The following is a 19,160-nucleotide window of genomic DNA, read 5'->3' as shown; positions in this document are numbered from 1 at the left end:
TGCCGCAGCAATCCCCCCTGTTGGCAGGCGCGCAGGCCGGATAATGTGCGGGCCATGTCGATCTGGTCACGCATATCCGCCGCGCTTTCGGCGCTGGCCTCGGGCGAGCCGCTCTCGGACGTCTTTGACCGGTTGCGCACGCCGCCGGAAAAAGGGGTCGCCTTCACCATCGCCGTGATCGCGCTCGGCGCCAAGCTCGCGAAGGCGGACGGGGAGGTAACGCGGGACGAAGTGCGCGCCTTCCGCGAGGTCTTCATCATCGCAGAGGCTGACGAGGCCAATGCGGCGCGGGTCTTCAACCTCGCGCGGCAGGACGTGGCGGGCTACGATGTATATGCACGGCGCATCGCGGCGCTCTTCGAGGACGGCCATGAGGTACTCCGCGATCTCATGGAAGGTCTCTTCCATATCGCCATCGCGGATGGCGATTATCACGAGGCCGAGAACGAGATCCTGGCGCAGGTGGCAAAGATTTTCGGGCTATCGGACCTGGAATTCCGCAGCTTGCGCGCCCGGAGCGTGCCCGATGCCGAGCCCGACCCCTATGAGGTGCTTGGCGTGAGCCCCGAGATGCCATTGGCGGAGATTCGCAAGGTCTGGCACCGGGAGGTGCGCACCAGCCATCCGGATGTGATGATTGCGCGGGGTGTTCCGGAAGAGGCGATCCGCATGGCCGAGCAGCGCCTCATCGCGCTCAACCGCGCCTGGGAGCAGATCTCGGCCTGAGCCGCACTCAGCCAAAGCGCCGCAAGGCCTCCTGTTCGATGGCCAGTCGGGTCTGCAGGTCGGCAAGCCGCTGCATCTCTTCCTTGCGCTCTTCCGGATCTTTCAGCCCGCGCAGCCTTTCCTGGCTGGCGATGATCTTCGCCTTGAAGACGACGACCGGCGGCTTGGCTTTCGCCTCCTTCAGCATCCGGTCGATCACCGCATTGCCGGGCACATGCAAGTCGGCCAGCGGCTTGCCGGAACCGGGCAGGTTTTCGAAGGCGCCATCGGCTTCGGCGGCGCGGATGGCCTTGTCGACAAGGAAACTCAGCGGATTGGACATGGAAGACCCGTTTCTTAACTGGCGCATCCTCGGAGCGCGCTGGCTATGAGGCAAGGCAAATCCCCGTGCGACATGCCGGGGTTCCGTTCCCTGCATGGCTTGCCGGGCCGGGGATTGGGGCGCCGGAATCGAAAAGGCGCCCGGTCGAGTTGCCGGACGCCCTGCCTTCCTTCCGGGTGAACCGCGGAAAGCACGCTCTTGAGATAGCTGTTTTTTAACCCTTTTGTGACCGCGCAGGGTCTGTCGAATGCGCAAGGCTGACTGTCGCTGGAAGAATACGCCCCTGTCCGTACCGGCCTGTCGCAGGGAATTGCCTCCTGGGCGGATTCAGGGCAGCGTCGGTTTACGGCCCGGCTGGGGCTGGCGGGTTTCGCGGAGGGGCGGATGCGGATTGCGACCTATAATGTCGAGTGGATGAACCTGCTTTTCGACGACGAGGGCAAGCCGGACATGAGCGATCGCTGGTCGGCGCGGTACAAGGTGACCCGGCGCGAGCAGCTCGAAGCGCTCGGGATGGTCTTCACGGCGCTGGACGCGGATGCGGTGTTGATCGTCGAGGCCCCCGACCATAGCCGTCATCGCAATACGGTGGTGGCGTTGGAAACCTTCGCCGCCACCTACGACCTGCGCCAGCGCCGCGCGGCAACCGGGTTCGTCAATCACACCGAACAGGAAATCGCGCTGCTTTATGATCCGGACAAGCTCTCCGTGCAGCATGACCCGCAGGGCGAGTTCGTCGGCAAGAAAGGCGGCGACGCGGCACCGCGGTTCGATGGCACGCTGCGGATCGATCTCGATATCGACGACACGCCGGACCACGTGACCTTTTCCAAGCCGCCGCTGGAACTGGAGGCGACCTGTGCTTCCGGTGCGCGGTTCCGGCTGATCGGGGTGCATGTGAAGTCCAAGGCCCCGCATGGCGCGCGCAGCGAGGCCGACGTGATGCGGATCTCGATTGCCAACCGGCGCAAGCAGTTGGCGCAATGCATCTGGCTGCGTCGCCGGGTCGAGGCGCATCTGGCGGCGGAAGATCCGCTGATCGTGCTGGGCGATTTCAATGACGGACCGGGGCTGGACGAATATGAAGAGCTCTTCGGCCGCTCCGGTCTGGACATCATTGCCGGGCAGGGGCAGCCGGCCGAGGCGCGGCTCTTCGACCCGCATGCGCAGGTCGGTCCCGGCTCTCACGGATCCGCGGCCCGTCCGCCAGCGACGGCCCGTTTCTACAATGATGTCGAAAAGCGCTATCTCTCGGCCCTGCTGGACTTCATCATGATCTCGCCCGGGCTGCTGTCGCGCCGTCCGGTCTGGCGGATCTGGCACCCGTTCGACGATGCGGCGATCTACGCGGTGCCGGAACTGCGCGAGGCTTTGCTCGCGGCGTCGGATCACTTCCCGGTGACGCTGGATATCGAGATGGAGGCTTTTGCGAATCCTACGGCAGGCGTATGATCCCGGCATGAAACCCATAGCTGCAGCCGTTCTGGCAACCGCCCTCACTGTCCTGCCTCTTGCCGCACCTGCCCAGGAGGGCGAAGTCGGTGAAGGGTTCAGCCTGATCGAGGAGGGGGCCAAGCTGCTCCTCAAGGGGCTGACGGACGAGATGCAGCCGATGATGGAAGATCTGGCGATCGAGATGGAGCCGAAACTCCGCGCCTTCGCCAAGGAAATGGCGCCGATGCTGGAGAAGTTCCACACGCTGGTCGACGATCTCGACGCGTATCACCCGCCCGAGCGCCTGCCCAATGGCGATATCATCTTGCGGCGCAAGACGCCGCTGGAGCCGGGCGAAGAACCGTCAGAGGACGACGAAGTCGATATCTGACCCGCGGAGCGCGGCTGCCACGACAGGCCGCGCAGCCGGATGTCGCGGCGCTGCGTTCAATCGCGTGAATGCGCCAGCTCCGGCACATCCGCAGCGCCCGCTGACCCCCGTCCTGAGAGCGAGGGGTTCTCCATGAAGAAGCGATGGCAGTTGAAGCCCGCATCGCCGTCGGGCAGCGCGATGCGCTCGAAGCTGCCATCGGGACGCAACACCCAGCTCTGCGCCGTGTCGGCCATGTTGGCGGCCATGATCTGTTCGACGATCTGGGCCTTGACGGTCTTGTTCTCAACCTCGACCAGCGTCTCGACGCGGCGGTTGAGATTGCGCCCCATCCAGTCGGCGGAGGAGAAAAACACCTTGGCCCGTTTCGAGGGCAGGCCCGCGCCATTGCCGAAACAGACGATCCGCGAATGCTCCAGGAAGCGCCCGACGATGGATTTGACCCGGATGTTCTCCGACAGCCCCTTGATCCCCGGACGCAGTCCGCAGATGCCGCGGATGACAAGATTGATCTTCACCCCGGCCTGGCTGGCCTCGTAGAGCGCGTCGATCACCTCGCTCTCGATCAGCGAGTTCATCTTGGCCCAGATCTCGGCCGGCTTGCCCTTGCGCGCCAGCTCCGCCTCCTTGCCGATCATCTCCACCAGCTTGGGCTTGAGAGAATGCGGCGAGATGGAGAGGTTTTCGAGCACCTCCGGCTGGGCATAGCCGGAGAGATAGTTGAACACTTTGGTCGCGTCGCGCCCGAGGGCCGCATCGCAGGTGAAGAAGCTCAGGTCGGTATAGATCTTGGCGGTGATCGGGTGGTAATTGCCGGTGCCGTAATGGGTGTAAGTCACCAGCTTGTCGCCCTCGCGGCGCACGACCGTGCTGATCTTGGCGTGGGTCTTGTAATTGGTGAACCCGTAGACGACATGCGTGCCGGCGCGCTCAAGCTTGCGTGACTGGCGGATATTGGCCGCTTCGTCGAACCGCGCCTTCAGCTCGACAAGCGCCGTGACCGACTTTCCGTCCTCCGCCGCCTCGCAGAGCGCCGTGACGATCGGGCTGTTCTTCGAGGTTCGGTAGAGCGTTTGCTTGATCGCCAGCACATTGGGGTCATGCGCGGCCTGGGCGAGAAAGCGCACCACCATGTCGAAGCTCTCATAGGGGTGATGCAGCAGCATGTCCTTCTGCTTGATCGCCTCGAACATGTCGCCTTCGTGATCCTGCACCCGCTCGGGCACGCGCGATGTGAAACTCGGCCAGAGCAGGTCCGGGCGCTCGTCGAGCACAAGTTCCTTGAGATCGGTCAATCCCAGCAGGCCCTTGACCTCGACCACCTCGTCGCCGGAAACGGCGAGTTCCTCCATGATCGTTGCCCGCAGCGCTTTCGGCGCGCCGGTGGTCATCTTGAGCCGGATCACGTCGCCCCGCCGCCGCCGCTTCAGCGCGACTTCGAACTCTCGAACGAGGTCTTCGGCCTCTTCCTCGACCTCCAGATCGCTGTCGCGCAGGACCCGGAAGGCGCAATGCCCTTCCAGCCGATAGCCGGGGAAGAGCGATCCCAGATGCAGGATCAGCAGGTCTTCGAGCGGCAAGAAGCGGTGCGTTGCATTGTCCGAGGGAAGCCGGACAAAGCGATCGACCTGGGCCGGGATCGGCAGAAGCGCCTGCCGGGCGACGCCATCGGCTTCGCGGGTGAGCTGCAGTGCCAGGCAGAAACCGGCATTGGGAATGAAGGGAAAAGGGTGTGCGGGGTCGATGGCAAGCGGGGAAAGCACCGGGAAGACCTGGGAGAGGAAATGGGCTTCCAGATGGGTCTTGTCGGCACGGGTCAGGCGGGAGCGGGCGAGCAGCTCGATGCCTCCGGCCTCCATCTCTTTCTTGAGTTTGTTCCAGGCCGTTTGTTGCGCTTGCAGGAGCCCGCGCGCATTCTCGTTGATCTGCTGGAGCTGTTCGAGCGGGGTCAACCCGTCGGCGGCAGGGGTCATGTTCCCCTCGCGGGCTAGTTCGCGCAGCCCGGCGACGCGGACGGTGTAAAACTCGTCGAGATTGGTCGCCGAAATCGACACGAAGCGGACCCTCTCCAGCAGTGGCACCCGCGGATTGGTGGCTTCCTCGAGGACGCGCCAGTTGAATGCCAGCCAGCTCAGTTCGCGATTGAAAAAGCGACGTGGACCGGAGAGCTGCGCGGCGGGGATCTCGACGGGGGCGGGATAGGGAGATTTGAGGAAGTCGGCTTCGGTCATGGCGTCGGAATCCTGGACGTTCGAGCAACGGTTTGGCGGAAAAATGAGGTCTAGGATGAGGCCATCTTTCGGGTCGAAAAGTCAAGAGGCGCGGGGTCGGGACAAAACGGAGGAGGTGGCAGCGATGGGACAGTCTCGCCTGAGCGGCGGACGCTCCTCATCAGGCAGTCTCCGACGCGCAAACTGCGTTGTTTGTCGAGATGAATCCCGGGGGGCGTTCGGCCAGACGGGTGGCGCTTCTCGGGGGGCTGAATGAATCCCGAAGCCGTTTATTCGGCCGGCGTCGGTGCCGGTCCGAAGACCCGTGATTTCGGGCGCGCCCCGATCCCCCGGCAGACGAGGATCACGGGCAGCAACCCCACCGCGACCAGCACGAGGCTCGGGACCGCCGCGCCGTCGAGCCGTTCATCGGCGGCGAGGCGGTGCGCCTGAACGGCCAGCGTGTCGAAATTGAAAGGTCGCATGATGAGCGTCGCGGGCAGTTCCTTCATCGTATCGACGAAGACGATGAGCAGCGCTGTCAGCACCGAGGGGCGCAGGATCGGCAGGTGGACGCGGCGCAGCATTTCCAGCGGTTGCGTGCCAAGCGTGCGGGACACGGCGTCGGTGTTGGGGTGGATCGTGCCAAGCCCGCTATCATAGGCGTTGAGCGCAGCGGCCATGAAGCGGGCCATGTAGGCGACGACAAGAAGCCAGATCGAGCCTGTGAAGAGCAGGCCGGTCGAGATGCCGAAACTGGCCCGCATCCAGGCGTCGAGGCCGTTATCGATGGCGGCGAAGGGCACGAGCAGCCCGACCGCGATCACGCCGCCGGGGACTGCATAGCCGAGCCGGGCGACATGGTTTGCCATGCGTGAGGTGCGCGACGGCCAGAGCCGCTGGCGAAAGGCGATCAGCACTGCGCCGAGCGTCGTCAGCAGCGCCGCGGTGCCAGCGAGCAGGATCGTGTTGCGGGTGAAATGCGCATAGCGGCTGGTGAAGAGCGACTGTTCGCTCTCGAGCCCCATCGTGACCAGGAGTACGACCGGCAAGGCGAATCCGAAGAACACCGGAATGGCGCAGAGCGTCATGGCGCCCCATTTGTGCAGCCCGGTCAAAAGACTCGGGGGCAGGCGTTCGAAGCGCTTGCCGGCCGCGTGGTGGCGGGCATCGCCGCGCTGGATGCGTTCGAGGATCGCGAGCATCAGGGCAAAACCGAGCAGGCAGAGCGCAAGCTGGGCGGCGGCGGCGCGGTCGGCCATGGTGAACCAGCTTGTATAGATGCCGGTGGCGAAGGTCTGGACCGAGAAATAGGAGACGGTGCCGTAATCGGCGATGGTTTCCATCACGGCGAGCAGCACGCCGCCGGCGATGGCGGGGCGCGCCATGGGCAACGAGACGCGCAGGAAGGCGGCCCAGGGCCCGCGCCCGAGCGCGCGGGCGGCGAGGAAGGCGGTGGCGCTTTGCTGCAGGAAGGCGGCGCGGGCGAGTAAGTAGACATAGGGATACAGGACGAGGATCAGCATCAGCGCCGCGCCCTCGACAGAGCGGATTTCCGGGAACCAGTAGTCGCGTGGGCCCCACCCGGTCAGGCTGCGCAACGCGGTCTGCACGGCGCCGGGATGGTCGAGGAAATCCGTGTAGGCATAACCCATTACATAGGCCGGGAAGGCCATAGGCAGGGCGAGGCCGATCTCGAAGAAGCGGGCGCCGGGGAAGCGGGTCATTGTCACCAGCCAGGCAGCCCCCGTACCGATGGCGGCGGTTCCGAGGGCGACGAGGAGGACGAGTTTCAGCGTCGTGGCCGTGTAGGTCCACAGCACAGTTTCGGCCAGGTGCCGCAGGGTTTCGGTCGATCCAAGAGCGGCGGCGACCGCCACGGCAACCATTGGCAGAAAACAGATCGCCGCAACGAAAAGCGCCCCCCCGCGGAGCAGGCCGGACGCTGATCGCTCGGCCAGGACGGAAGGGCGCAAGCTCATGCGAGCGTTTTTATCGGATTTAGGCCCGCGCGGAAATCGGAAATCGTGCGGCGGGTGTGAAAGGCAGCAATAAAGACGCTGGGCAACGGGACGGGCGACGATCCGGCACGGGTGGACCGATTGGGAACCGGCGGGCGTCTGGGCGGAGTTCCCCCAAAGGTCCGGTCGAATTGGTCCAAACTGTGGTCGGGCGTGACCGAAATTCCGGTCGTTTTTGTACCTGAGGGAGCGGTTCCGGCAGGGGTGCGATCAACTCGAACCAAAAGAAGGCGTTTGGGTCGCTTTTTCGGTCGTTCCTGCACGGGTTTCGACCGAAAGGACGACCTGTTCGCAGGAATGTCGACCAGACCGGGAGACCGGATTGCTCAGCGGGCGATGCATGCTGCGGCAGGGGAGCGGGCATTCGGCGATGGCCGTGGGAGCAAGGCCGGTGGACCTGGCTGCCATACGCAACCTTGCTCCAATGCCCAAGCTGATACAAACTTGTCTGCGGAGGAGGGATGTCCGTTGCACCGCCGGACCTGTTGGAAAACGGACCGGCGCGGCTCGGTCCCTTGGGAGGAGCGAGACATGACATCCAAGAGTACAGGACCCACGTCACCGGACGAGCCGACGCCGCAACCGCCGGCCATGCCCGACGTCAACACGGTGACCGCGGATGATATCACCGAGTCGTTGAAGGCGGGGTTTTCCGACTTCCTCGCACGCCCCGTCATGAGCGGGTTCTTCGGCCTGTTCTACGCGGTGTTCGGACTGCTGTTCGTTTGGTGCCTGATCTGGCTCGGCAAGATCTGGATGATCATTCCTGCCGTCATAGCGTTTCCGCTGGTCGCGCCTTTCGCTGCTGCCGGGCTGTATGAAATGTCCCGCCGGTTGCAGAGGGGAGAGAGTTTCGGCTGGGGTGACATCCTCACCGTCATGGCCAACCAGCGCAAGCGCGAGATGGGCTGGATGGCGTTCGTCACCCTGTTCATCCTGTGGGTGTGGTTCTACCAGTTCCGGGCCGTGCTGGTGATCGTGCTGAAGGATGCGTCCTTCTCGGATCTGGATGGCTTCCTGAACACCGTATTCTTCACGCCCGAGGGCTGGACCTTCCTTGCGATCGGCTCTTGCGTCGGCGCGTTTCTCTCGGCGGTCCTGTTCTCGGTGACCGTGGTCGGCATGCCCATACTGCTCGACCGGGACATGGATTTCGTGTCCGCCATGATCACGTCCGTTCGCGTCGTCAGGGAAAGCCCGGTGGTCATGCTCACCTGGGCGGCAATCATATTTCTCACGATGCTGTTGTCCTTCGCACCGGGGTTTCTGGGCCTGATCTTCACCTTGCCGATCCTTGGCCACACCACATGGCATCTCTATCAGCGGGCGGTCCAACCGGCGGCGGGGTGATCTCTGTGCCCAACACCTTGAGAAACTGCGTGCGTCCCGTGTCCGCGGGGACGGGACGTCTGGTCTTTCGGGGGGCGGGGAGCGCGGGGGCTTGTCCCGGGAGCCCTCGGTCGAGGCGAGCGGCAACGCGTGCTGCCGCTCGGTTGGTTTGCCGTAAGGCTTCGGGAGCAGGTCGCCCCGAAGCCGCCCTGCCGGGATCAGGCGTTTTGCAGCGCGTCGATGATGGCGCCGAAATCGGCGGCTTTCAGGGAGGCACCGCCGACCAGCGCGCCGTCGACATTCTCCACGCCGAAGATCTCGGCGGCATTGGAGGGCTTCACCGAACCACCGTAGAGCAGCGAGATCGCGTTGCCGGTCTCGGCGCCGAAACGCTCGACGAGGCGGGCGCGCATGAAGTCATGGACTTCGATGATCTGCTCCATGGTCGGGATACGGCCGGTGCCGATGGCCCAGACGGGCTCATAGGCGACGACGAGGTTGTCACCGGAGATGCCATCAGGGATGGAGCCGGCAAGCTGGTCGCCCACGAGGTCGAGGGTCTCGCCCGCGTCGCGCTGCTCCAGCGTCTCGCCGATGCAGACAACGGCGACGAGGCCCGCGCCGATGGCGGCCTGCGCCTTGGCGTTGACGATCTCGTTGGTCTCGGCGTGATCGGTGCGGCGCTCGGAGTGACCGACGATTGCGTAGGCGCCGCCGGCATCCTTGACCATCTCGGCCGAGATGTCGCCGGTATGGGCGCCCGTCTCGTTCATGTGGCAGTCCTGGGAGCCGGTGGCGATCTTGCCGCCGCCGATGCGCTTGCTCATCCGCTCGAGCAGCGTGGCGGGCGGGCAGATCAGCACGCCGCAGCCCGGATCGGGATAGGCGGCGAGCATCGCGTCGATCTCGGCCAGGGCGGCCTCGGTGCCATTCATCTTCCAGTTGCCGGCGGCTAGTTTCTGCGCCATGGGGTATACCTCCAATTGGGCATTCGGGTTGGCGCCTGATTGACCTCACGGGAGCGGAGCGTCAAGGGATCGCGGTTGCGGCCGATTGATGCCCTTCAGTGTCCGCAGGGGTCTGACCCTGCTCCATCTGGGGGCGCAGCGCTGCATCGGTCAACAACTGCGCGATGGCCTCCAGTGCCGCCCGGACTGGCGGATCGTGGCGGGCTTCGTGATGCGCCACCAGCCACTCTTCATGCCCGAGCCCGTCGATCGGCGGCGTCAGGCGGTGCAGCCCAGGCTCGGCATCGCCGACAAAACAGGGCAGGACAACCCGCCCAATTCCCTCCAGGGCAAGATCGAGCGCCAGACGTGTGTCGCTGGCCAGCATGACGATACGATCCGCGCGGTTCGCCCGCACCCAGCGGCCTGTTGGGGTCGAGGGGCCGTCATGCGGAAGCGCGATATAGCCGTCGACCTCCGGCGCGGTGCCATATTCGGCATTCTCGATCCGACTGGTGAAGCGGCCGGCCAGCCAGTCCTGTTCGGGGCGATGGTTGCGCACGCCGATATCGGCCTGGCGCCGCGCGATGTCGACGGTGAGGTTGGAGGCGAGCATGTCCGGCGCCCAGATCGCGTCCTCCGACCAGACCTTGCGGATGTTGCGGGCGATGAAGCGCGAGGTCCAGAGCCCCGCCGTGATCCGAACGCGCGCCACAGCCCGGCCCTCATCGCGCCAGCGGCTGATCCCGGCGGCGGCGGATTTCAGGGGCAGGACCCGCTCGGAAAGCTCGCGTCCGTCGGTGGTGAGGGCGTAGCCAGCCGGTCCACGCAGGAACAGGCGCCGGCCAAGCTCGCCTTCCAGTCGTGTCATGCGCCGGCCCATCGTCGGCACGCTGAGACCACTCCGGGCAGCGGCGGCCGTGAGCGATCCGGTCTCGGCCACCAGCAGGAACAGGGCGAGATCGTCGAGAGGAAGTGCGCTTTTCATTTTTGAAACCATACATGCGATATCCGCGGCTGTCATGGGAAAGCGGCGTATGTTTTCTTGGGGATACTCTCTCAGAAATGAAAGGACTGGTGCATGGAGCTGCGTCCACTCTACGACTTTGACACCGACAATTGGTGGTTTGAACCCGGCCACTCCACCGAGCGCGAGTTGATCATGGCGCGTGTTCAGAGCAATCTGAAATGGCGACGTCGTCGCCGGAGACTGCGCCTGAGGGCGGCAATCTGTGGCCGCCGCAAGGCGATCCTTTCAGACTCGCCTCCAAGCCGGCACGCCAAATGGTTGTCGGGTCAGGGTTGGCCGGCGTCGGACAGGGTTTCGTCGAACTTGATGGATTCGCCGCAGCCGCAGGCTTCGGAGACATTCGGGTTGCGGAATTTGAACCCCGCTTCCAACAGCGAAACCTCGTAGTCGATCTCGGTTCCGAACAGGAACATTTGCGCCATCGGGGCGATCATCACCCGCGCGCCATCCTGCTCGACCACTTCATCGTTCGGATCAAGTGTGTCGGCGAATTCCATTGTGTATTCCATCCCCGCGCATCCGCCCTTCTTGACGCCGAGCTTGAGCCCGTGATGGCCCTTCTGGTCCATCAGCTTCGAGATATGCGCGGCGGCGCGGGGCGTGAGGGTCACGGCCTGTTTGCCGGGAATGGAGAACATCTAGGTGGTCCTTGTCCTATGCCCACCCAAGGTAGGGATGCGAGCGGGCGCGCTCAAGATCTCACATGAAACCCAGTTCGAGTCGGGCCTCGTCGGACATCATTTCCATACCCCAGGGCGGCTCCCAGGTCAGGTCGACATCGACCTGTTTCACGCCGGGCAGCGGCTCGATCGCCTCGGCAACCCACCCTGGCATTTCGCCGGCCACAGGGCATCCCGGAGCGGTCAGGGTCATGATGATCCGGACTTCAGAATCATCATTGATTGCAATGGTATAGATCAGGCCGAGATCGTAGATATTGACCGGAATCTCGGGGTCGAAAACCGTACGGCAAGCCTCGACAATGGTGTCATGAAGCGGATGGTCTGTGGAGGAGGGGCGGATAAGAGGTTCGCCCTCCATGGGGGTGTCGGAGTTCATCGGGAGCCCGTTTCTGGGAAGAATGTTGAGGGATTATATAAGGAATGGAGGAGGCCGGGTCCAGAGGCAGCACCGTGCGCGGGAACGCGACACTGGTCGGTCTGCGCGGAATTCTGGGAAAATGCACCGTCTCTATTAGTCTTTTGTATAGGTTTTTTGAGTCAAGGTACCTTTGCGTGATACCTTGGAGAACAGATTGTGACGGCCCGGATCCTGCAAATTCTTGTTTGGTCGATTGGAGTGATCGGTGTTTGGTTCGTCGCGGCAGAGGTCGAGCTGTTCGAGAGCCTTCACGAATACACCCGCGCGCATGAGGACTGGGACCTTGACGAGATCTTCAGTTTCATCATCCTTCTCGGCTTCGTCCTGCCGGTTGTCCTCTATGAGAGGAACCGAAGGCTGAGACAGAGCCTGCGGGCGCGGGGAGTCGCCGAGAAACGTGCCAAACACATTTCTCGCCATGACTCGCTGACAGGGCTCTTCAATCGTCGTGTCATGTCAGAAGTTATCCGGAAATACATCGAAGCCTCGCAACACAAAGGAGGCTCTCTGGCCGTCGTCTTGATGGATCTGGACAGGTTCAAGCCGATCAATGATCTGCGCGGGCATGATGTCGGGGACCGGGTTCTTCAGGATGTTGCAAGCCGGCTGCGCGCTGCCTGCAAGAGCGAACAGGTCCCGGTGCGGCTGGGAGGCGACGAGTTCGCCATTGTGGTCCGGGAGAATGATGAGCTGGATGAGGCGGTTGGCCTGGCGCGCCGGATCATGACAGCCATGGAGCCGAAATTTCCGATCGGAGAAGGCGAGTTGGCGGTTGGAACCAGCATCGGAATCGCGGTCTGGAGCGAAGGGTTGGACGAGGATCAACTGTTTCGGCACGCGGACCAGGCGATGTATCGGGCGAAGCGCGAAGGGCGTGGACGGTTGAACTTCTTCGACGACGATCTCGGGGAAAGGTTGCGGGAAGCAGCGGAGCTTGAGGTCGAACTGACCGAGGCGATCGAGGCAGGACAGATCGTTCCCTATTTCCAGCCTATTGTCGATATTGCCAACCGGCGCCTGGTCGGGTTCGAGGTCCTCTCACGCTGGCATCATGAGCGTCTCGGTCAGATCCCACCGACGCGTTTTATTGCCCTTGCGGAAGACACAGGCCAGATCAATGCCATAAGCTGGCTTGTCCTGCGGCAGGCCTGTGAAACGGCAAAGGCCTGGCCATCCCATCTGACAATTTCCTTCAACCTGTCCCCGCGCCAGTTCCGGGACAGCGAACTGGCCGCCACGATCTCGTCGGTTCTCCTTGAGACCGGGTTCCCGCCCGAACGTCTGGAGATCGAGATCACGGAGACTGCGGTCATCGAGGATCTCGACTATGCGCGGGAGACGATTGAGCGGTTGAGATGGCTCGGGATCCGCATCTCCCTCGATGATTTTGGAACGGGTTTTTCCAGCCTCGCGACGCTTTCGCGGCTTCCCTTCGACAAGCTCAAGATTGACCGGAGTTTCGTAACGCAGGTGACCGAAGATGCCCAGAAGGCCAAGATCGTTGCCGGCATCATCTCGCTCGCGGATTCGCTGGAACTCAGCGTAACAGCCGAAGGGATCGAGACAGAAGATACCTACAAGATGCTTGCAAATCTGAACTGCGATCTGGGGCAGGGTTTCCTGTTCGAACGTCCATTGCCGGGAGAAATGATCTCGGAACTGCTCCTCTCGGGGCGTCTTGATGGCGGCTATTTCGAGGAAATCGGCGGTGTTGCCAGCGCGCTCGCGTGATCACGATCCTTGTACGGACGTATCGGGTCATCAGGGGGCGCGCGTGAATGCAGTGGCGTCGCCTGTCAGTCTGGTCAGGTAAAGTAAGAGACACTCATTGAAATCTGCGCGCCCTTCTGAGATTGGAAGGCGCATGGCAAAAGAATTCTCTTTCGACTTGGTCGCCACCGACGGGATCGTGCGCAGCGGTGTAATTCGGACTCCGCGTGGAGAGATCCGAACGCCTGCCTTCATGCCGGTTGGTACTGCCGGAACCGTCAAGGCAATGCTGCCGGAGAACGTTCGGGCAACCGGGGCGGACATCCTGCTCGGGAATACCTATCACCTCATGCTCCGGCCGACCGCCGAGCGCATCGACAGGCTGGGCGGTTTGCACAAATTCATGAACTGGGATCGGCCGATTCTCACCGATTCCGGCGGCTTTCAGGTCATGAGCCTGAATGACCTTCGAAAGATCAGTGAAGAGGGTGTGCAATTTCGGTCTCACATCGACGGGTCGAAACATGAACTGACCCCGGAACGCTCGATGGAGATTCAACGGCTTCTTGGGAGCGACATCGTCATGTGTTTCGATGAGTGCACTCCCTTTCCCGCCGAGGAGGCCGTGGCCCTTGAGTCCATGCGGATGTCGATGCGCTGGGCGAAACGCTCGCGGGAGGCGTTTGGCGACCGACCGGGACATGCACTCTTTGGCATTCAGCAGGGAAGTGTCTATCGGGATCAGCGCGCGGAAAGTGCCGAAGCGCTGAAGGCCATCGGCTTCGACGGCTATGCCGTCGGAGGTCTCGCGGTTGGCGAAGGTCAGGCGGCGATGTTTGATGTGCTTGACTATGCGCCCCAAATGCTGCCGACGGACAAGCCCCGTTACCTGATGGGGGTCGGCAAGCCGGATGACATTGTCGGCGCGGTCAAGCGTGGCATCGATATGATGGATTGTGTCCTTCCTTCTCGGTCCGGACGGACGGGGCAGGTCTTTACCCGGCGCGGTGTGGTCAATATCAAGAATGCCCGCCATCAGGACGATCCGCGCCCGCTTGACGAGCAGTGCAGTTGCCCTGCATGCCGGAACTACTCCCGGGCCTATCTTCACCATGTTTTCCGGGCACAGGAGATCATTTCATCCATGCTGCTGACTTGGCACAACCTGCACTATTATCAGGAATTGATGCAGGGCCTGCGGGACGCGATCGAGGCAGGTGGTTTTGCCGCCTGGGAAGCAAGGTTCCATGCGGAACGGGCCCTTGGCGATATCGAGCCAGTTTAACGCGGCACAAAATGTCTGGTGTTGCGCAACAGCTTGAAGCTGCGCGCTGCGAGATTAAGTGTCTGCTTTCAATTGTCTGCCCATGTCCAGTGTCGGCGTCTGCACCGTTCGGAGACTGCCTGCTTGCCCATGCCGTTCTCGCCGGGCAGACTGGGTTGAAACCACGGATCAGGTTGAAACGGGCGCGCTGAGAGCCCATTTGTAAAGACCACCACCGGAGAGGGCCGGGCGTTGCCGCGAAGCGGGACCGGAGCCTTCTTGCCAAGAACAGGAAAACGAGCATGCAAGAGCCCCTGAGCCAATCTTATCCCGTGCTGCCGCTGCGAGACATCGTCGTGTTTCCGCACATGATCGTCCCTCTCTTCGTGGGGCGGGACAAGTCTGTGCGCGCCCTGGAAGAGGTGATGCAGGACGACAAGCAGATCCTTCTGGCCAGCCAGATCGACCCTGCCGAGGACGACCCGGAATCCGATGGCATCTACGAGGCCGGTGTGCTGGCCAATGTGCTGCAATTGCTGAAGCTTCCTGACGGCACGGTGAAGGTGCTCGTCGAGGGCATCCGACGTGTGCAGATCGTGGAATACCTTGAAAACGATGATTTCTTCGAAGCCCATGCGGAGTTTCTGACCGAAGTGCCCGGGGATCTCGACACGGTCGAGGCCTTGATCCGTTCGGTCGGAGACGAGTTCGAGCGCTATTCCAAGATTAAGAAGAACATCCCGGAGGAAGCTCTTGCCGCTGTGGCCGAGAGCCGCGAGGCGGCCAAGCTGGCCGATCTCGTATCTGGCCATCTGGGTCTGGAAGTCGCGCAGAAGCAGGAGCTTCTGGAAACCTTGTCGGTCGCCGAGAGATTGGAGAAGGTCTACGGCCTGATGCAGGGGGAGATGTCCGTCCTGCAGGTCGAGAAGAAGATCAAGACCCGCGTGAAATCGCAGATGGAGCGGACGCAGCGCGAGTATTACCTCAACGAGCAGATGAAGGCGATCCAGAAGGAACTCGGCGACGGCGAAGAGGGCCAGAACGAGATTGCCGAACTCGAGCAGAAGATCGCTGAGACCAAGCTCAGCAAGGAAGCGCGCGAGAAGGCCGAGGGCGAGCTGAAAAAGCTCAAGAACATGAGCCCGATGTCGGCCGAGGCCACGGTCGTGCGCAACTATCTCGACTGGATGCTCTCGATCCCCTGGGGCAAGAAATCCCGGGTCAAGAAGGATCTGAACCGCGCTCAGAAAGTTCTCGACGACGACCATTACAGCCTCGAGAAGGTCAAGGAGCGGATCGTCGAATACCTCGCGGTGCAGCAGCGGTCGGCCAAGCTCAAGGGGCCGATCCTGTGTCTCGTGGGACCGCCAGGCGTCGGCAAGACGAGCCTTGGCAAGTCTGTCGCCAATGCCACCGGGCGCGAATTCATTCGCATCAGCCTCGGTGGGGTGCGCGACGAGAGCGAGATCCGCGGCCACCGTCGGACCTATATCGGATCGATGCCGGGCAAGATCATCCAGGCGCTGAAAAAGGCCAAGACCACGAATCCTCTCATCCTGCTCGACGAGATCGACAAGATGGGACAGGATTTCCGCGGTGACCCGTCCAGCGCTATGCTGGAGGTGCTCGACCCGGAGCAGAACGCGACCTTTGTCGATCACTACATGGAGGTGGAATACGACCTCTCCAACGTGATGTTCCTGACCACGGCCAACAGCTACAACATGCCCGGCCCGCTCCTCGATCGGATGGAGATCATCACGCTTGCCGGCTACACCGAGGACGAGAAGCGCGAGATCGCGCGGCGCCATCTCATCGCCAAGCAGATGAAAAACCACGGTCTCAAGGAGAAGGAGTTCGCGCTCACCGATGAGGCGCTGACCGAGATTATCCGTACCTATACCCGCGAGGCCGGGGTTCGGAACCTGGAGCGCGAGATCGCCAAGCTTGCCCGGAAGTCGATCACGAAGATCGTCAAGAAGGAGGCCGAGACGGTCACCGTCAATCCAGACGATCTGGAGAAATTCCTCGGCGTGAAGCGGTTCCGGTACGGCCTGGCCGAGAAGGAAGACCAGGTTGGCGTCGTGACCGGTCTGGCCTGGACGTCCGTGGGTGGCGACTTGCTCTCCATCGAGGCGCTGAAGCTGCCGGGCAAGGGTCGGATGAAGACGACCGGCAAGCTCGGCGACGTGATGAAGGAATCGATTGATGCGGCCAACAGCTTCGTGCGTTCCATTGCGCCGGAGATCGGAGTGAAGCCGCCGAAATTCGATCATCTGGACATTCATGTCCACGTGCCGGAAGGCGCGACACCCAAGGACGGACCGTCTGCGGGTGTGGCGATGGTGACGTCCATCGTCTCGGTGCTGACGCGGATCCCGGTGCGCAAGGATATCGCCATGACCGGCGAGGTGACGTTGCGCGGCAATGTGTTGGCGATCGGCGGGCTCAAGGAAAAACTTCTGGCGGCGCTGCGGGGCGGCATCAAGACGGTGTTGATCCCGGAGGAGAACGAGAAGGATCTTCCCGAGATTCCGGACAATGTGAAGGAAGGGCTGGAAATCATCCCGGTGTCCCATGTGCGCGATGTTCTCAAGATCGCTCTGACCGAAGTGCCGGAGCCAATCGAATGGGACGAGGCGGCGGAGGAAGCGGCCCTGGCAGCGGCGAAGGGGTCAAGCTCTTCCGAGGAAGCACTTTCGACGGCTCCGACAGCGCATTGATCCAACAGATGAGACGAATGAAAGGGCGCTGGAGACAGCGCCCTTTTCTGTTGAGCTTGTGTCGTGGAAAAAGCGCGCCGCGCGGGCAAGTTCCCCCTTGCAGCCACGGGTTCGGGGCGGTAATAGGCGCGTCACCGGGTGATTAGCTCAGTGGTAGAGCGCTTCGTTCACATCGAAGATGTCGGGGGTTCAAATCCCTCATCACCCACCAGACACACTGCATGCATATCAGTGACTTGGACGGTTATGCGTGACCGGTGGATGTCATTGAAAACGCTTTCCGCTGCAAATCTGCTGCACTGACTGCCCGCAAGACGGGAGATCAGCCGGAATGGCAACCATTGTGAAGCGTCCGAATGGCAAGTGGCAGGCGCAAGTAAGAACGGACGGCAAGAACGTGTCAAAGACGTTCACCACGCGACGAGGTGCCGTGTCGTGGTCGCGAGACATCGAAGCGAAAGCAGAACGCGGGTGCCTTCCTGTCGATATGACACTGCTTCGGACAACGACGTTCGGTGAGGTGCTGGTTCGTTATCGAACGGAAATCGTGGCAAGAAAACAGGCGGGTCGGAACGAAGCGTGCATGATTGCGAGTATCGAACGGGACGATCCACAATTGTTTGCGACCCGTCTCGACAAGCTATCGGACAAGCGGATCGCGCGATGGCGTGATCGACGGCTACAGACCATGAAGTCGGCCAGCGTGTGCCGCTACCTCGGCATCATGCAACATGCACTCGACATCGCGATGCGAGATTGGGGTGTGCCTCTGCCAACAAACCCGGTTCGCGAAGTGCGGAGGCCGACAATTCGTAACCGTCGTGAACGCAGGATTACACCAGACGAACGTACTGCTCTTTTCGATGCAGCCGCCGCATATCGAAACCCGTTGATGCACCCTCTTGTGGTGTTGGCGCTGGAAACGGCAATGAGGCGGGGCGAGTTGCTGGCAATCCGATGGGCCGATGTCGATGCGCGCCTGTCCGTGATCCGCCTTCGCACGTCGAAGAATGGGCATGCAAGAACAATCCCACTGTCGCCAACCGCGATAGATACACTCACACGACTACACACCGATTTCGGCTCTGTGCAATCCGGCGACCGAGTGTTCACGTTGAAGGGAAACGCCGTCCAGTTGGCGTGGGGCAGGATTGTCGCGCGCGCAGGCATCATCGATCTACGCTTTCACGACATGCGGCACGAAGCCATCAGCGGTTTCTTTGAACGCGGGTTCTCATTGCCGGAAGTTGCACTGATCAGCGGCCACCGCGACACGCGGATGTTGCTTCGGTACACGCATTTGAATGCGGTCAATATCGTTGCGAAGCTGAGGCAAACTTCGGCTGCATTCGGCGACAGTAAATGTCCCCCAACGCAATGAAATATAGGTGTTTTCCTCTGCTCCGGTTTGACTTCCGGTGATCGGTTCGCTACGCTATAGGCCAATCTGAACCGCAGATGACACCCAAAGGCAGATGTCACGGCGAAACCCCGATTTCGGAGTTACCGATGACGCTGCCTTTACCTTCCACCCACAATGCCGAGACTGATCTTTTGACACCTGCGATGGCAGCAGAACGTGTCGGGATCAGCGCCAGTACGTTGAAACGAATGCGCCTTCGCGGCGAAGGTCCGCGTGTACTTCGGTTAACGGCACGAACGATCCGCTACCGCAGGACAGACCTCGATACCTGGCTGCGAGATTGCCAGCACGACCCGCGAGGTTCGGCCAATGACTGACGTGGAGTGGTGGGACACGGCACAATGCCATGCGCTTGAGATCGTGAACAACGAATGTGCACATGTGGATGAGTTCGGCTGCAAGTTCGTTGATCGATCTCATACTGGGGGTCGCCCGACCTTCAAGCATCGAGGCCGAAAAGCAACAATTGCGCAGGCTATCGCTTTGCCCGCCAAGTGTCAGCATACCAGACACATCTGTGGCAACGAGG

17 protein-coding genes and 1 tRNA gene are annotated in these 19,160 nt (G+C 62.1%); 11 read left to right on the top strand and 7 right to left on the bottom strand.

The window, feature by feature from the left end; genetic code table 11:
• The first annotated feature begins 54 nt into the window (after nt 1-54).
• Nucleotides 55-726 carry a TerB family tellurite resistance protein gene (locus R3X27_RS21450; protein ID WP_317710946.1) on the top strand — a complete coding sequence of 224 codons (672 nt, stop codon included), beginning with the start codon at nt 55-57 and terminating at the stop codon, nt 724-726.
• A 7-nt stretch (nt 727-733) separates the two neighbouring features.
• Here the strand turns inward: R3X27_RS21450 and R3X27_RS21445 are convergent, their stop codons facing one another.
• On the bottom strand, nt 734-1,048 hold the full coding sequence (locus tag R3X27_RS21445; RefSeq protein WP_317710945.1) for a DnaJ family domain-containing protein: 315 nt from the start codon (nt 1,046-1,048) through the stop codon (nt 734-736).
• Nucleotides 1,049-1,432: 384 nt separating this feature from the next.
• On the opposite strand from R3X27_RS21445, the gene R3X27_RS21440 reads away from it, so the two are divergent.
• On the top strand, nt 1,433-2,500 hold the full coding sequence (locus tag R3X27_RS21440; protein WP_317710944.1) for an endonuclease/exonuclease/phosphatase family protein: 1,068 nt from the start codon (nt 1,433-1,435) through the stop codon (nt 2,498-2,500).
• Between the two features lie 7 nt (nt 2,501-2,507).
• Nucleotides 2,508-2,873 (top strand): hypothetical protein, encoded by a 366-nt coding sequence (locus R3X27_RS21435; RefSeq protein ID WP_317710943.1) that lies wholly within the window; start codon nt 2,508-2,510, stop codon nt 2,871-2,873.
• A 56-nt stretch (nt 2,874-2,929) separates the two neighbouring features.
• Here R3X27_RS21435 and R3X27_RS21430 read toward each other — a convergent pair whose 3' ends face one another.
• Together R3X27_RS21430 and R3X27_RS21425 are read right to left on the bottom strand one after the other, a co-directional pair.
• On the bottom strand, nt 2,930-5,104 hold the full coding sequence (locus R3X27_RS21430; protein WP_317710942.1) for an RNA degradosome polyphosphate kinase: 2,175 nt from the start codon (nt 5,102-5,104) through the stop codon (nt 2,930-2,932).
• Between the two features lie 269 nt (nt 5,105-5,373).
• Nucleotides 5,374-7,065, bottom strand: a complete 1,692-nt coding sequence (locus R3X27_RS21425) for an iron ABC transporter permease (protein WP_317710941.1) — start codon at nt 7,063-7,065, stop codon at nt 5,374-5,376.
• 570 nt (nt 7,066-7,635) lie between these two features.
• Between R3X27_RS21425 and R3X27_RS21420 the strand changes: the two genes are divergently transcribed.
• The gene (locus R3X27_RS21420; protein ID WP_317710940.1) at nt 7,636-8,454 is read left to right on the top strand and encodes a DUF2189 domain-containing protein; all 819 of its coding nucleotides are present in this window, start codon (nt 7,636-7,638) and stop codon (nt 8,452-8,454) included.
• A 197-nt stretch (nt 8,455-8,651) separates the two neighbouring features.
• On the opposite strand, the gene tpiA is transcribed toward R3X27_RS21420, so the two are convergent.
• From tpiA to R3X27_RS21400, 4 genes are all read right to left on the bottom strand, one after another.
• Complete coding sequence (gene tpiA, locus R3X27_RS21415) at nt 8,652-9,401, bottom strand: triose-phosphate isomerase (protein WP_317710939.1); 750 nt, start codon at nt 9,399-9,401, stop codon at nt 8,652-8,654.
• 61 nt (nt 9,402-9,462) lie between these two features.
• On the bottom strand, nt 9,463-10,368 hold the full coding sequence (locus tag R3X27_RS21410) for a LysR family transcriptional regulator (RefSeq protein WP_317710938.1): 906 nt from the start codon (nt 10,366-10,368) through the stop codon (nt 9,463-9,465).
• Nucleotides 10,369-10,676: 308 nt separating this feature from the next.
• On the bottom strand, nt 10,677-11,048 hold the full coding sequence (locus tag R3X27_RS21405) for an iron-sulfur cluster assembly accessory protein (RefSeq protein ID WP_317710937.1): 372 nt from the start codon (nt 11,046-11,048) through the stop codon (nt 10,677-10,679).
• Nucleotides 11,049-11,109: 61 nt separating this feature from the next.
• Nucleotides 11,110-11,469 carry an SUF system Fe-S cluster assembly protein gene (locus R3X27_RS21400; RefSeq protein ID WP_317710936.1) on the bottom strand — a complete coding sequence of 120 codons (360 nt, stop codon included), beginning with the start codon at nt 11,467-11,469 and terminating at the stop codon, nt 11,110-11,112.
• Between the two features lie 240 nt (nt 11,470-11,709).
• Here R3X27_RS21400 and R3X27_RS21395 point away from each other — a divergent pair, with 240 nt between their 5' ends.
• The 7 genes from R3X27_RS21395 to R3X27_RS21370 form a co-directional block, all read left to right on the top strand.
• On the top strand, nt 11,710-13,242 hold the full coding sequence (locus tag R3X27_RS21395) for a putative bifunctional diguanylate cyclase/phosphodiesterase (protein ID WP_317710935.1): 1,533 nt from the start codon (nt 11,710-11,712) through the stop codon (nt 13,240-13,242).
• 133 nt (nt 13,243-13,375) lie between these two features.
• Nucleotides 13,376-14,506 (top strand): tRNA guanosine(34) transglycosylase Tgt, encoded by a 1,131-nt coding sequence (gene tgt / locus R3X27_RS21390; RefSeq protein WP_317710934.1) that lies wholly within the window; start codon nt 13,376-13,378, stop codon nt 14,504-14,506.
• A 281-nt stretch (nt 14,507-14,787) separates the two neighbouring features.
• The gene (lon, locus tag R3X27_RS21385) at nt 14,788-17,208 is read left to right on the top strand and encodes an endopeptidase La (protein ID WP_317710933.1); all 2,421 of its coding nucleotides are present in this window, start codon (nt 14,788-14,790) and stop codon (nt 17,206-17,208) included.
• Between the two features lie 136 nt (nt 17,209-17,344).
• Nucleotides 17,345-17,419: transfer RNA gene (locus tag R3X27_RS21380), tRNA-Val, on the top strand.
• A gap of 120 nt (nt 17,420-17,539) precedes the next feature.
• Nucleotides 17,540-18,589: a site-specific integrase gene (locus tag R3X27_RS21375; protein ID WP_317710932.1), complete on the top strand. Its 1,050-nt coding sequence runs from the start codon at nt 17,540-17,542 to the stop codon at nt 18,587-18,589.
• A 77-nt stretch (nt 18,590-18,666) separates the two neighbouring features.
• Nucleotides 18,667-18,948: a helix-turn-helix transcriptional regulator gene (locus tag R3X27_RS25695; protein WP_411572525.1), complete on the top strand. Its 282-nt coding sequence runs from the start codon at nt 18,667-18,669 to the stop codon at nt 18,946-18,948.
• A partial coding sequence (locus tag R3X27_RS21370; protein WP_317710931.1) for a hypothetical protein occupies nt 18,941-19,160 on the top strand: 220 nt, incomplete at its 3' end. The genes R3X27_RS25695 and R3X27_RS21370, both read left to right, overlap by 8 nt.

The sequence above is a fragment of the Tropicimonas sp. TH_r6 genome (genome assembly GCF_033101155.1).
Lineage (GTDB): Bacteria > Pseudomonadota > Alphaproteobacteria > Rhodobacterales > Rhodobacteraceae > Tropicimonas.
This window is presented reverse-complemented; position numbering and strand designations above follow the sequence as displayed.